General features: G+C 67.3%; 17 protein-coding genes. 9 read left to right on the top strand and 8 right to left on the bottom strand.

What is annotated here, in order from left to right; all coding sequences use genetic code 11:
• Positions 1-137 precede the first annotated feature (137 nt).
• Positions 138-578 (bottom strand): MarR family winged helix-turn-helix transcriptional regulator, encoded by a 441-nt coding sequence (locus TY25_RS27305; RefSeq protein WP_226887175.1) that lies wholly within the window; start codon positions 576-578, stop codon positions 138-140.
• A gap of 142 nt (positions 579-720) precedes the next feature.
• Between TY25_RS27305 and TY25_RS27300 the strand changes: the two genes are divergently transcribed.
• From TY25_RS27300 to TY25_RS27290, 3 genes are all read left to right on the top strand, one after another.
• Positions 721-1,560 carry an NAD(P)H-binding protein gene (locus TY25_RS27300; RefSeq protein WP_042260725.1) on the top strand — a complete coding sequence of 280 codons (840 nt, stop codon included), beginning with the start codon at positions 721-723 and terminating at the stop codon, positions 1,558-1,560.
• A gap of 139 nt (positions 1,561-1,699) precedes the next feature.
• Positions 1,700-2,056 carry a darcynin family protein gene (locus tag TY25_RS27295; RefSeq protein WP_042260722.1) on the top strand — a complete coding sequence of 119 codons (357 nt, stop codon included), beginning with the start codon at positions 1,700-1,702 and terminating at the stop codon, positions 2,054-2,056.
• A gap of 257 nt (positions 2,057-2,313) precedes the next feature.
• Positions 2,314-2,514 carry a hypothetical protein gene (locus TY25_RS27290; RefSeq protein WP_146154139.1) on the top strand — a complete coding sequence of 67 codons (201 nt, stop codon included), beginning with the start codon at positions 2,314-2,316 and terminating at the stop codon, positions 2,512-2,514.
• A gap of 11 nt (positions 2,515-2,525) precedes the next feature.
• Here the strand turns inward: TY25_RS27290 and TY25_RS27285 are convergent, their stop codons facing one another.
• The gene (locus TY25_RS27285; protein ID WP_081869142.1) at positions 2,526-3,506 is read right to left on the bottom strand and encodes an MBL fold metallo-hydrolase; all 981 of its coding nucleotides are present in this window, start codon (positions 3,504-3,506) and stop codon (positions 2,526-2,528) included.
• Between the two features lie 83 nt (positions 3,507-3,589).
• Between TY25_RS27285 and TY25_RS27280 the strand changes: the two genes are divergently transcribed.
• A complete protein-coding gene (locus TY25_RS27280) occupies positions 3,590-4,540 on the top strand; it encodes a LysR substrate-binding domain-containing protein (RefSeq protein ID WP_042260720.1) in 951 nt (316 codons plus the stop codon).
• Here the strand turns inward: TY25_RS27280 and TY25_RS27275 are convergent.
• Positions 4,492-5,394 (bottom strand): serine hydrolase, encoded by a 903-nt coding sequence (locus TY25_RS27275; protein WP_042260717.1) that lies wholly within the window; start codon positions 5,392-5,394, stop codon positions 4,492-4,494. The two genes, TY25_RS27280 and TY25_RS27275, sit on opposite strands and share 49 nt — an antisense overlap.
• Positions 5,395-5,496: 102 nt before the next feature.
• Here TY25_RS27275 and TY25_RS27270 point away from each other — a divergent pair, with 102 nt between their 5' ends.
• Both TY25_RS27270 and TY25_RS44500 read left to right on the top strand, forming a co-directional pair.
• The gene (locus TY25_RS27270; RefSeq protein ID WP_042260716.1) at positions 5,497-6,078 is read left to right on the top strand and encodes a GyrI-like domain-containing protein; all 582 of its coding nucleotides are present in this window, start codon (positions 5,497-5,499) and stop codon (positions 6,076-6,078) included.
• A gap of 211 nt (positions 6,079-6,289) precedes the next feature.
• Positions 6,290-6,418, top strand: coding sequence for a hypothetical protein (locus TY25_RS44500; protein WP_256594157.1), 129 nt, complete (start codon positions 6,290-6,292; stop codon positions 6,416-6,418).
• Between the two features lie 4 nt (positions 6,419-6,422).
• Here TY25_RS44500 and TY25_RS27260 read toward each other — a convergent pair whose 3' ends face one another.
• The gene (locus TY25_RS27260; protein ID WP_042260712.1) at positions 6,423-7,001 is read right to left on the bottom strand and encodes a TIGR03086 family metal-binding protein; all 579 of its coding nucleotides are present in this window, start codon (positions 6,999-7,001) and stop codon (positions 6,423-6,425) included.
• 468 nt (positions 7,002-7,469) lie between these two features.
• On the bottom strand, positions 7,470-7,733 hold the full coding sequence (locus TY25_RS27255) for a hypothetical protein (protein WP_042260710.1): 264 nt from the start codon (positions 7,731-7,733) through the stop codon (positions 7,470-7,472).
• A gap of 389 nt (positions 7,734-8,122) precedes the next feature.
• Here TY25_RS27255 and rnc point away from each other — a divergent pair, with 389 nt between their 5' ends.
• Positions 8,123-8,857, top strand: coding sequence for a ribonuclease III (gene rnc / locus TY25_RS27250; RefSeq protein ID WP_029899301.1), 735 nt, complete (start codon positions 8,123-8,125; stop codon positions 8,855-8,857).
• Between the two features lie 7 nt (positions 8,858-8,864).
• Here the strand turns inward: rnc and TY25_RS27245 are convergent, their stop codons facing one another.
• Both TY25_RS27245 and mca read right to left on the bottom strand, forming a co-directional pair.
• Entirely contained in the window at positions 8,865-9,134 is a 270-nt protein-coding gene (locus TY25_RS27245) for a hypothetical protein (RefSeq protein ID WP_042260709.1), read from the bottom strand.
• Complete coding sequence (gene mca / locus TY25_RS27240; protein WP_029899299.1) at positions 9,134-10,000, bottom strand: mycothiol conjugate amidase Mca; 867 nt, start codon at positions 9,998-10,000, stop codon at positions 9,134-9,136. Before mca ends, TY25_RS27245 begins: the two co-directional genes overlap by 1 nt.
• A gap of 119 nt (positions 10,001-10,119) precedes the next feature.
• Between mca and TY25_RS27235 the strand changes: the two genes are divergently transcribed.
• Complete coding sequence (locus tag TY25_RS27235) at positions 10,120-10,569, top strand: DUF4307 domain-containing protein (protein ID WP_042260707.1); 450 nt, start codon at positions 10,120-10,122, stop codon at positions 10,567-10,569.
• 333 nt (positions 10,570-10,902) lie between these two features.
• Entirely contained in the window at positions 10,903-11,397 is a 495-nt protein-coding gene (gene greA, locus TY25_RS27230; RefSeq protein ID WP_014988087.1) for a transcription elongation factor GreA, read from the top strand.
• A 106-nt stretch (positions 11,398-11,503) separates the two neighbouring features.
• Here greA and TY25_RS27225 read toward each other — a convergent pair whose 3' ends face one another.
• Positions 11,504-12,649 carry a cystathionine gamma-synthase gene (locus TY25_RS27225; RefSeq protein ID WP_042260705.1) on the bottom strand — a complete coding sequence of 382 codons (1,146 nt, stop codon included), beginning with the start codon at positions 12,647-12,649 and terminating at the stop codon, positions 11,504-11,506.
• Positions 12,650-12,688: the final 39 nt, after the last annotated feature.

The following is a 12,688-nucleotide window of genomic DNA, read 5'->3' as shown; positions in this document are numbered from 1 at the left end:
TTTAGGAGTCAGGATACCTGACTACCTTTTGGGAGTCACACTTCTCGAATACAAAAAGGTAGTCAGACAGCCGCAGCAAAGGCAGATCGACGCATCGCGCCTAGGCCGCGGCCGACCGGGCCGCCGTTGTAGTGACCTCACTCTTTGACGAGCCCTTCGGTGGCGGTGCGCCCGGCGGCGGTGACGCGATCGAGGAATCCGGCTAGTAGTTCGAGTTGCTCCGGGGTGTAGTCGGCGCAGAGTTCGTCGACGGCGGTGTTCATTCCAGATAGCAGGTCGTACATCTCGCCGAGCCGGTCGGGGAGGGAGCGGACGACGACCGCGCGGCGGTCGTCGCTGGCGCGTTCGCGCACGATCCAGCCCGCCCGCTCCAGTCGATCCAGGACGCCGGTGAGCGTGGCGGGGTGCACGCCGGCGTGTTTCGCGAGCGCGCTGGGGCTCAGCGGGCCGTGACCGTTGATCAGATCCAGGCAGTCGAAGTCGACCTCCTTGAGTTCCAGCCGCGCGCTGACCTGCCGGTTGAACAGGGCCAACTGACTGCGTACCGCGCGCAACGAGTCCTTGATCCGGGTCGTCACCCGACGACGGTGACGAGGATCACCACCATTTACTACGGAACCCATATCATCTCCGGCTCGTATCAAATAATATGACTTTCATATTTTACGACATCCGTTGGAGGCCGCGGCAGCGGCCGACCAGGAACGAAGAAGGTCGATCATGATCGTCGTCATCGGCGCCACCGGAACGGTAGGCCGGGAAGTAGTCACCCAATTGCACGAGTCCGGCGCGAAAGTCACCGCCGTCACCCGCGCCACCGCCGCCCACCTACCACCGGGAACCACTGTGGTGCAGGGTGATCCGTCGGTGCCGGCCATACCCCGCGATGCGTGGAGCGGCGTCGAGGCGGTACTGCTCAGCTCGCGCGCGGCTATCGCCACCGCGCCCGAAATCCTTTCCACCGCAGCCGAGTACGGTGCTCGCCGGGTAGTGGTCGTCTCGGCGGCCACCGTCGAATACCCCGCAGGCGAACCCCGATTCATCGCCGGGTTCCACGCACTGGAGGCCGCCGCCGAAGCCTCGGGTTTGGCGTGGACTTCCTTGCGCTGCGCCGACTTCGACGCCAACACGCTGGCCTGGATACCGCAACTGCGCGGCGGCGATGTGGTGCGCGGCGCTTACGGCAAGGCCGCCACTTCGCCGATCCACGAACGCGATATCGCCGCCGTCGCCGTCCGCGCGCTGACGAGCGGGGACCACGCCGGCCGCCACTACGTGCTGACCGGTCCGCAGTCGCTGACCCAGTACGACAAGGTCCGTCTGCTCGGCGACGCCATCGGCCGCGACCTGTCGTTCCTCGAACTGCCACCGGAACAGGTGCGTGCCGCGATGAGCGCACAGGGCCTGCCCGAAGAGATCCCCGCCCGGCTGCTCGGTTCGCTCGCGGACTACGCCCGCGTCCCAGGTCCCACCACCCACACCGTCGAAGAACTGCTCGGCCGCCCGGCCCTCGGCTTCTCGACCTGGGCCGCCGACCACGCCGGCGCGTTCAGCCACTGAAAGCGAATTGCACAGAGCGCAAAACGGACTTACACAACTTGCGTGGCGCGCAGCACTACCGGATTCCTAACCTCATGGTCATGTCACTGTCCGCCCGCCCGACGACTCGTCGATCGGGCGGCAACAGAAGGGAATTCCCATGCGTACGACTGCCGCCATCACCGCGTTCATGCTGGTGAAGACCACCCCGGAATGGCTGGCGCTGACCGTTGCGCAGCGTGTCGCCGCTTTCGAAACCGAAGTCCTGCCCGCCATCAACGAAAGGACGAAGGGCGTCCGCTCCCGCTTCTTCGACACCGAGTTCTACTCCACCCGCGTCACCGACGTCTGGATGTGGGAGGCCGACAGTCACGACTGCTATCAGCTCCTGATCGAGGCCCTCCGCGAAACCCCGTTCTGGGACCGCTATTTCGAGATCGTCGACCTCCTGGTGGGCGTCGAGAACGGCTACGCCAAGAACTACGACCTCGAAACCTTCGCCACCGTCAGCACCTAGTCACGCCGACCATCCGGTCGACGCAGGGGGCAGGACAGTAGTGCATACGAACCAATTTGGTGTGCTCGACCCCGGTTTCACGGTAGCTCGGGGACGCGGTCTGGCAGGGTGTTTGGGTTGACCGCGTTCGGTGAGGGGGCAGTCTGTTTACGTATCGGGTCGAGATCTTCGAGGGCGATCGACACAGTCCGGTGTGGTGGCAGGTGGCGAACGCGGGTTGGGCAGCGGAAGTGTCGGCGGCACTGAAGGAAATGGCCGTGCGACTGGAACTCGATCTGCCCTACCACCCCAGCGAGCGGTGGTGCTGGTACCGATACGAGGTGCGCTGGCCGGACGGCGCGATCCTGGAGGGGTTCGAAGGCGCGGTCGAACCGGATTCCATCGCCGACGATCTCCGCGCCCTGGCCCGAGCGGTGATCGCGGTGAGCGTCCGCGATCTACGACGCAGCACCGAGTGATCGCGGCCTCGTCACACCTGCGGCACGGTGAAGGTCTGGAGGTGGTCGAGCTGGACGAACTCGCTACCGGGACTGGCTTGAGCCACCGCTTTGCGGAGGGAGTCGAGGCCGCCCCAGTCGCGGGCTGGTGCGGTGAGCGGATGGTCGAAATCGTCCCAGTGCGTGGGCAGGACGTAGCGGGGGTTGCCGGTGACCTGGAGGAGGCGGGCGACGTAGTCGGTGATCTTGCCGCCGCCCGCTGGGAGTAGCAGCACGTCGGGACGCAGACCGGCGAGTTCGGATTCGATGTAGTTGGAGCCGCCGAAGTTCAGGACGCGCACGCCGCCACCGGCCACCTCGTAGGCGAGCGTGCCGCCTTCGACCAGATCACGAATCACCCTGGGCTCCGGCAGCTTTCCCGCGCCGAGACCGGGACGGGTGCCCGCGAACGCCACCTCGGCCCTCGGCCCGGACGCGGAATGCAGCGACCGCAGCACGCGGATGGTGTAGCCGTCGAAGCGCAGGTACTCGCCACCGGTGGCGAGGGCGAGCTGGTCTTCCGGTGCGCCGAGCGCGGCCATCACATTGAGATGGGTCTCGGTGCCGAGCACCGTCGCGCCGGTCTTCCTGGCCAGATAAGGCACGTCGGTGAGGTGGTCGTAGTGCCCGTGGGTGACCAGGATGTGGTCGGCGCGCAGCTCACCGCTGTCCACGTAACGGTCGATCAGCGCGGTGTCGACGGTGATCGGGGTCTCCGGGTCGGCGCCCGCTTCGGTATAGGTTCCGGTATGGAACCTGGTCAGCCAGGGATCGATCAGCACCGTCTTGCCGCCGGGCAGCCGGATCTCCCATCCGTTGTTCCCCCACCACCGCAGCGTCACCGCGCCGGGGCCAGGCACATCGGAGGCCACCGCCGGTTGCGTGGATTCCGTTCCGCCACATGCCACTACGCCCGCAAGCACCGCTGCGCCCGCCGTCACACCGAAGAATTCTCGCCGTCCGAAACCTGTCATGCCGGTACCACAGCACATGCCCGAACCCGCTGTCCAAGACCGCGCGCCCGGCCTGGCGATATCGAAAGCGATATCGTCGCAGCGTGGACCCGCTGCGCCAGCTGCGCTATTTCATCGCCGTGGCCGAAGAATTACATTTCGGCCGGGCCGCCGAACGTCTCGGCATCGCCCAGCCGCCGCTGAGCCAACGCATCCGCAAGCTCGAAAACGACCTCGGCGCACGGCTGTTCGACCGGGACAGCCGCCGCGTCGAGCTCACCGAGGCCGGTCAGATCCTGCTCGCGGAAGCGCGGGACCTGCTGGCCCGCTGGGAGCGGACCACCGCGCTGGTCGGCAAGGCGCATCGCGGTGAGATGGACGCGATCCGCGTGGGGGTGCCACCCGAATTGGCCGGGCGCGTGCTCGCCGCGCTGCTCACCGCGTTCGAAAGTCGGGACGTACGAGTCGATCTGCAAGAACACACCACCGCGGAACAGGTCCGCCTGCTCGGTGATCGGCAGCTCGACGCGGGCCTGCTGCAACATCCGGTGGACGCGATCGGGCTCGAACTCGGACCCGCCGTGGACACCCCGCTCGGCGTGGTGCTCCCCCGGGATTCGCCGCTGGCCGTGCGCTCTTCGCTGGCCCTGGCCGATCTAGCGGGTCTCGGCCTGGTGATCTTTCCGAGGGCGGCGGCGCCCGGCCTCTACGACGTGACGTTACGCACCTGCTGGGAACACGGCTTCCGGCCGGCCGCGGTGCAGCATGCCCGCAATCCCGAATTCGTGCTCGGTATGGTGCTTTCCGGCCGTGGCGTGGCATTCGACCAGGGCATGATCGCGCAGAAGGAACCGCGCGTGGTGTGGCGGCCGCTCCCGCCCGGCATGCTGAGCTGGCGACTGTCGCTGGCCTGGCCGGCCGCCGCGCCGCATCCGCTGGCGCCCGAACTCGCCGAATTGGTTGTGCGAGTGGTCCAGGGCGACGGCGCTTCTCGGCCCGTGGGTGGTCAGGATCCGCCGCAGCGTCCGTGGGATGTGGTGTACGGCAGGCCGTGAACGATGCCGTCGATCGCCGCCATCGCCGCGGCGCCGATCGCGCGATCAACCTCGGGCAGCCGCTGGGCGAGGGACTCGGTTCTGGTGAATACCGCTACGGCATAACGGCTTCCGCCGGGGTACTCGATCACGCCGATCTCGTTGCGCACCCCGGGCAGCGTGCCGGTCTTGGCCCAGATCTGCGCCTCGGGTGGGAAGGCGGCGGCGAGCCGATACCAATTCACCTGTTCGCGCATGACATCTCGCACCCATCGGCACGCCTGCGCCGGGCCCGCGAGGTCCTGGCCGATGAGGGCGAGCAGGCGGGTCATCTCCCGCGGCGTGCTCGCCGTGGTGCGCCGGGGATCGAGGGCCCGGCTGCCCAGCACCACCGCGGCGCCGAGGGTGGAAAAGCGGGCGGCGAATTCGGCCGGGTCACGCGCGCCGATATCGTCGGCCATGCTCTGCACGATATCCCTTGGCGCGCCCACGATTCGGGTCTCGATCAGCCCGAGCTCCCGGACCAGCGAACGTACATTGTCCAGTCCGACCCGATCGAAGAGCAGATCCGCGGCGGTGTTGTCGCTGAGCGTGAGCGCGAAGAAGGCGGCATCGCGCAGACTCAGCTCGACATCGTCGAAACAGCCCGCCGTGCCCACCCCGCCGAGCCGATCCGCCGCGCGCACCCGCACCCGATCGGCCGGGTCGAGCTGACCCGCCGCGACCTGCCGGGCGAACTCCAGCACCAGCGGTACCTTCACCACCGAGGCGAGCACCACCGGTTCGTCGGCTTCGAGCCCGTTCTCGCCCGCGCACCCGAAACACCGGGCGTGTACCCACCCCCGCACGCCGGCCTTCCGAAAGATCTCCCGCACGCCAGCCAAGCTGCCATACCGCGTCGTCCCCGTCGTGCTTGACTCTCCAGTCACTGGAGCACCGAGGCTGGCCTTTCGTCCGCGTACCCGACAGGAGGACCGATGAAGATCGACCTGGCCAAGACCGACAAGCACTACTACGGTGCCCCGATCGACCCGGTCCGGCGCACTTTCGGCAGCTACGGGTATGTGACCGTCATCGGTTCGGGTGCTCCGGAAGGCCCGGAGTACACCGCCGCGCTCGAAACGCTCTACCGTGCCGCGTACGGCGCCAAGAAGGTCGCCAAATCCGCCGACCAGGACTTCGTGGTACCGAAACTGGAAGGACTCTGGTGGGTCGAATCCGATGAACCCCCCTTGACGGTCCCGCGCGAACAATGGCATTGGCAGCTGATGATTCGCATGCCGGAGTTCGTCACCGCAGACCTGGTAACCGGTGCGACGTTCGAACAATTCAGTGAAGGCGACGCCATTCAGGCATTGCACATCGGTCCGTACGCGACCGAACCGGAGACCTTGGCGCGCATGGCAGCGTTCATGCAGCACGAAGGACTCACGATGAACGGCCGCCACCATGAGATCTATCTCACCGATCCGCGCCGCTCGACCGGCGCGAAGACCAGGACCATCCTGCGCCACCCGGTCCGGCCGATCCCACGCCGGGACGCGCACGCCGAAAAATAAGATGCGCCGGTCGAATTCGTGCGGATACAGTGCGCAGAGCGCCCAGCGCGCGGGGCAACGATTGATCGACGTTTGCCTTTTGCGTGCCCGAAATACCCTGGGCGCGAGTGAAATCAGTCCACCCTGCTTCTCCGCCGGAAAGGGCAGAATTGCCATGCGCATATTCAGCAGCACACGTCCGAACGACGACGCAGCCCGGAATATCGGCGCCGTGACCTCGGACACCCACGCCGAACATCACGCACTGCACCGCAACCACGGCGGCCGCCTCACCTACCAGAGCGAGGCGTCCCGCGAACTGTTGCTACTCGCCGCGTCGACCGTGGTGCGGATGCGGTAGCCGCCTAGGGCGTCCGCGCCAGCACCTCTCGGCCGACGTAGCCGAGCAGCCTGCGATGCGCGGACGCCCCGTCCTCGACCGCGACCTCGGCGCCGAAGACCCCGGGCACCCGGAACCTGTCGATGCCGCCCCGGCTCTGCATGATGGCGAGGAGTTCGCCGCAGAGCTCGTCATCGGCGAGATCGGACCGATCGATGGCGACCGCGATATCCACCCCGTGCACCACGAGTTCGGTGAGATGCACCAGCGCCGCCGTCGACGCCGGCACGGTGCCCAACGGCGTGCGCACCTTGTAGTCGAGCGCGTCGGGCCGATGCCAGGCCGCGCGGTCCACCTCCGCCGCCGCGGCGTAGGCGCCCTGCGGATCCCCGCCGAGCCAATCGGATTCATGATCGGCGCCCGAATCCGTGCCGCTCAACGCCGCCGCGTAGACGTGCATGCCGCCCACCATGTGGTTCAACACGGTGCGCACGTCCCATTCCCGACAAGGTGTCGGCGCGGCCAGAGCGCTGTCGTCCAAGGCGGCGACGATGACGCTCGTCGCCTCGAGTGCACGGTCGATCTGTCCGATCACGTTGTCCATGAGCTTCCTTCGGTCGAGCGGTCTGGCTGAATTGGTAACACAGGCGGGCAAAATGCGGAGGCCGTTGCGAAAGCTGCTCTCGCCTGAATAGGTTGCCAGCAGTGTGCTTCTCGATGGCCGACGGGAAAAGCGGATGTGCGCGCCGAATACAACTCGCTACAGTGTGCAATGCCACCGGTGCACACGCAACGTGCTTTGCCATATCTGAAAACTGTTGAGCCACTACTGTTACCACCGTAGAGTGCGCTACGCGCCCGACCGGAGGCGAGAATCGCCGCCACGTGGGCCGACGAGATTTCATACCCCGTCACGCGGTTATCGAAACCTGCTACGGCGATTCAATTCATCTCGATGTCACACACCGCACATTGCCGGTTCTTCGACTCGACAGCCGATTTCCGCCAGTACCGGTCCGCAAAGTCAAGAAATAGTAAAAGATTTCGGCGCGGGACCGATTCGACCGCCCGGTCAATCGACGTTCCAGCACTCCACGGCAATGTGATTGAAGCCGCGGCCGTCCTTTTGATAAGCCACGACGCACACCCGGCCCCGCCCGATGCCGTGCACGATCCAACTCGGATCCGCCTCGGTCGCCGACGAGGAGAGGTCGCGGTCGATACCCGGACCGGTGAAGCTGAGGAACCCGACGAACCCCCGCCCCACGGCCGAGGCCTGATACCCGTCGGCACCGCCGACCACACACAAGCAGATCGGCGCCACTGCGGTACCCATAGTCGCCACCCCCATGGCCTCGAACGGACGCGGCGCGGATCGCACGCCGAGCCAGTGTATCCGTCATTTACCTTCCCCCACTTACCCTTTCGATCACGACGACGGCGTTGGATACCCGGCCGGGATGCCCACAATGATGTGATTCAGCTCACATATCGAGTACGGCCTGCGGTGACCCGGTTTTCCACAGCGCATTCGCGATCCGCACCGGTGGGTAAACTCACGTCGGTGCAGCGCAGTACCGGTGTGCTATCAGGAAGGTCGGCCGTGCGATCGTCTAGAACCCGAACCGGCGCAGGTGCCGTCGCGATCCCCCGCCCGGCGGGCTCGCGCCGCCACGGCGTGTCGCCGTGCCCGGCGCTGCGGCAGACCGGACCGGGGTGGACCGCATGACCGACCACCGCGCCACCGAGCAGCCCGGCCCGGACCCCGACTTACACGCGGATCTGCTTGCGGCCCTCGGCGTTCCGATCGACGACGACCTGCTCACCCTGGCCCTCACCCACCGCTCCTATGCCTACGAGAACGGCGGGATGCCGACCAACGAGCGACTGGAGTTCCTCGGTGACTCGGTCCTCGGGCTCAGCGTCACCGAAAGCCTGTACCTGCGCCATCCGCAGCGGTCGGAGGGCGATCTGGCGAAGATCCGGTCCCGGGTAGTCAACATGCACGCCTGCGCCGAGGTCGCGCGCAGCCTGGGCCCGGCCGGACTCGGGCCGCACCTGCTGCTCGGCAAGGGCGAGGAACTGACCGGCGGCCGCGACAAGACCAGCATCCTGGCCGACGGCATGGAATCGCTGCTCGGCGCGGTACACCTGCAGCACGGGATCGACGTCGCGCGCACGGTGGTGCTGCGGTTGTTCGACGATCTGCTCGAACGAGCCGCCAAGATGGGCGCGGGACTGGACTGGAAGACCAGCCTGCAGGAGCACACCGCCGAACACGGTCTCGGCGTGCCCAGCTACGAGATCACCTCGACCGGACCCGACCACGACAAGGAGTTCACCGCCACCGCGGTGGTCGGCGGCCTCGCCTACGGCAAGGGCGTCGGACGGTCGAAGAAGGAAGCCGAGCAGAACGCGGCCGCCGCCGCCTACACCGCGCTCACCCAGAAGCCGAGCTGACCGGACCTCAGGTGCGGATCGGCGGCCCGTCCGGGCCCGCCTCGTCGGTTCGCTTGGTGATGCCGTGCTCGGTGCCCTCGTCGGCTTCCTGATCCGGCTCGGGATGCTCCGGCTCGAAGGTCGCGGGCAGCCGCTTGATGTGCTTGTTCATCGAGCGCACCAGCAGCACCGTGCCGGCCAGCAGGATCAGGATGATCAGGAAGCCCAGCGGCGACGCCTTGCCGAACTCGGGTCCGGTCGGCGTGCCGGGGCTCGTCTGGGCGAGCAGAACCAGCATCACCGCTGCTCGTCTTCGATGCCGGCGAACAGGTCGGTCTCCGGCAGCGCGGTGCGCACCCGGGTCTTGGCCAGCTCGAACTCTTCGGTCGGCCAGAGCCGCTGCTGCAGCTCCAGTGGGATGGCGAAGAACGCGCCGTTCGGGTCGATCTGTGTGGCGTGCGCCCGCAGGGCGTCGTCGCGCTGCGGGAAGTACTTGGCGCATTCGATCTGCGTGGTGACCCGGGAGAACACGTCACCGCGCTCGGGCACGTACTTGCGCATCCGGTCCAGCCACTCCTGCAGCGGGAACGGCTCACCCATCCGCTCGTACTCCTCGGCGAAGACCTCCATCCGCCGGGCGGTGAAGCCGTGGTCGTAGTACAGCTTCAGCGGCGTCCACGGTTCGCCCGCGTCGGGGAAGCGCTCCGGGTCGCCCGCCGCCTCGAACGCGGCCATCGACACCTCGTGGCAGCGGATGTGGTCCGGGTGCGGGTAGCCGCCGAGCTCGTCGTAGGTGGTCATCACGTGCGGCCGGAACTCGCGCACCACCCGGACCAGCGCCTCGGTGGCCTCCTCCAGCGGCACCAGCGCGAAGCTGCCCTCGGGCAGCGGCGGCAGCGGATCACCCTCGGGCAGGCCGGAATCGACGAAACCGAGCCAGTGCTGCCGCACGCCGAGCGCGCGGGCCGCGGCGGCCATCTCCTCGCGGCGGATCTCGTCGATCCGATCCAGGACGCCCGGGGTGTCCATCGCGGGGTTCAGGATGCTGCCGCGCTCCCCACCGGTCAGCGTGACGATGAGGACGTCGTGTCCCTCGTCGGCGTACCGCGCGGTCGTCGCGGCACCCTTGCTGGATTCGTCGTCGGGGTGGGCATGCACCGCCATGAGGCGAAGGCCACTCACGTCTCGTTCACCATCGCTCTCGCTCGCGGGTGTCTGGTCTTCGTTCCCTATAGTTCCATTCGACCGACATTTGTTCCGACTTACCCCCCGGGAGCGATCACATGGGCGACCGCGACGACGCCGCGGCTCCGGCGGCGATCCAGAGACCGACCGATCGGTACGGAAAGCAGCCGTCCGCGCGTCCACGCTGGTTGGCCCCCGCGCTCATCGCGGCCGTCGCGGTACTCGGCTGCGGCGTCGCCTTCCTCGGCTGGCAGAAGTACGGCCCCAAGGACATCGAGTCCGAGCAACTCGGCTACGTCGTCGTCGACGACGCCACGATGTCGATCCGGATCAAGGTGACCAGGAAGGACCCGCAGCAACCGGTGGTCTGCTTCGTGCGCGCGATGGCCCGCGACAGCGTCGAGGTCGGCCGCCGCGAGGTGCTCATCCCGCCGTCCGACAGCGGCACCATCCAGCTGACGACCACGGTCAAGGCTTCCGAGCGCCCGGCCTCGAGCAGCATCTACGCGTGCAGCGCGGACGTGCCCGAATACCTGCGCGTGGAGTGACCAGCTAACGACGGGCACCGCCACTGTGGACGATTTGCGGCATTTGCCGCAGCGGATGTCCTCGAAATTAACTCCGACCTGCATGTTTGTGATTCATGCTAAAATGGCCTGACACACGGTTCCGGGGTTCGGAGCCGTGTTTGCTGCATTGGCGGCCAGCGCTATCTGTTCCGGAACATGAGCTTTGCCCGGAACCAGGGTCTGTCGGGGTTCGATGAACTTCCCAGGATCGCTCTAGCCGTCGACTGGTGCGTGCCCGCCCCACGGGTGGGTACTGCGGCAGTTATCAGGGAATCCCGGCCTGCCGGGAACAACTACTAGGGAGTGATCGAGATGACTGAGACGCAAGTGACTTGGCTGACCCCGGAGTCGCACGACAGGCTCAAGGGCGAACTCGATGCGCTCATCGCCAATCGTCCCGTTATCGCTGCCGAGATCAACGAACGCCGTGAAGAGGGTGACCTCAAGGAGAACGGCGGATACCACGCCGCGCGTGAGGAGCAGGGCCAGCAGGAGGCGCGCATCCGCCAGCTGCAGGAACTGCTGAACAACGCCAAGGTCGGCGTCGCGCCGACCAAGTCCGGCGTCGCGCTCCCCGGCTCGGTCGTCAAGGTCTACTACGACGGCGACGAGTCGGACACCGAGACCTTCCTCATCGCGACCCGCGAAGAGGGACTGAACGACTCCAAGCTGGAGACCTACTCGCCGGCGTCCCCGCTGGGCGGCGCGCTCATCGACGCCAAGGTAGGCGAGACCCGCGAGTACACGCTGCCCAACGGCAACACCATGAAGGTCACCCTGGTCAGCGCGGAGCCCTACCACAGCTGACGCCCGCGGCCGGGCCGCACCGCGACCCGGCCGTACGTTCCCCCTGAGACACGAGCGGCCGCACCCGTATGCCAGGTGCGGCCGCTTCGTCATCTCCGGTGTCCCGTCAGCTCGCGAGTGCCTGCTCGACATCGGTGAGCAGATCGGCCGCGTCCTCGATGCCGACCGACAGGCGGACCAGGTCGGCGGGCACCTCCAGCACGGAACCCTCGGTCGACGCGTGCGTCATCGCGGCCGGGTGCTCGATCAGCGATTCCACCCCGCCCAGCGACTCGGCCAGGGTGAAAACCTTGGTCCGCGAGCAGAATTCGCGGGCGGCGTCGGCGCCGCCGTGCAGCCGCACCGAGATCATGCCGCCGAACCGGCGCATCTGCTTGGCCGCCACCTGGTGGCCCGGGTGCTCCGGCAGGCCGGGGTAGATCACCTGAGCGATCGCCGGGTGCCCGGCGAGGAACTCGACCAGGGTCTCGGCGTTGTCGCAGTGCCGGTCCATCCGCACGGCCAGCGTCTTGGTGCCGCGCATGGTGAGGAAGGCATCGAACGGTCCGGGCACCGCGCCCGCGCCGTTCTGCAGGAACGCGAATGCCGCGTCGAGTTCGGGATCGTTGGTGATCAGCGCGCCGCCGACGACATCGGAGTGACCGCCCAGGTACTTCGTGGTCGAGTGCGTCACGATATCGGCGCCGAGCTGCAGTGGCTGCTGCAGGTACGGGGTGGCGAAGGTGTTGTCCACCACCAGCTTCGCGCCCGCGGCGTGCGCGACATCGGCGAGCGCCGGGATGTCGCCGATGCTCAGCAGCGGATTGGTCGGGGTCTCGACCCACACCAGCTTGGTGTTCGGGCGGATCGCCGCGCGCATCTCGTCCACGTCGAAGACGTGCGCGGGCGAATGCTCGATGCCCCACTGGCTGAACACCTTGTCGATCAGGCGGAAGGTGCCGCCGTAGGCGTCGTCCGGGATGACGATGTGGTCGCCGGGGCGCAGCGTGGCCCGCAGGGCACAGTCGGTGGCGGCCATACCGGACGCGAAAGCCCGGCCGTACCGGCCGGATTCGAGCGCGGCGAGGTTCGCTTCCAGCGCGGAGCGGGTCGGGTTTCCGGTGCGGGCGTATTCGAAACCGCCCCGCAGGCCGCCCACCCCGTCCTGGGCGAAGGTCGAACTCGCGTAGATGGGCACGTTCACCGCGCCGGTCTGCGGATCAGGATCGAACCCGGCATGCACCGCGCGCGTAGAGAACCCGAATTCACTCATGAACCTCACCCTAATTGGCGGCCATCGACGGGCAACCCC

Source organism: Nocardia brasiliensis NBRC 14402, assembly GCF_000308475.2.
Taxonomy (GTDB): Bacteria; Actinomycetota; Actinomycetes; order Mycobacteriales; family Mycobacteriaceae; genus Nocardia; species Nocardia brasiliensis.
Note: the sequence above shows the minus strand (reverse complement) of the source record. Positions and strands in the feature narration are given on the sequence as shown.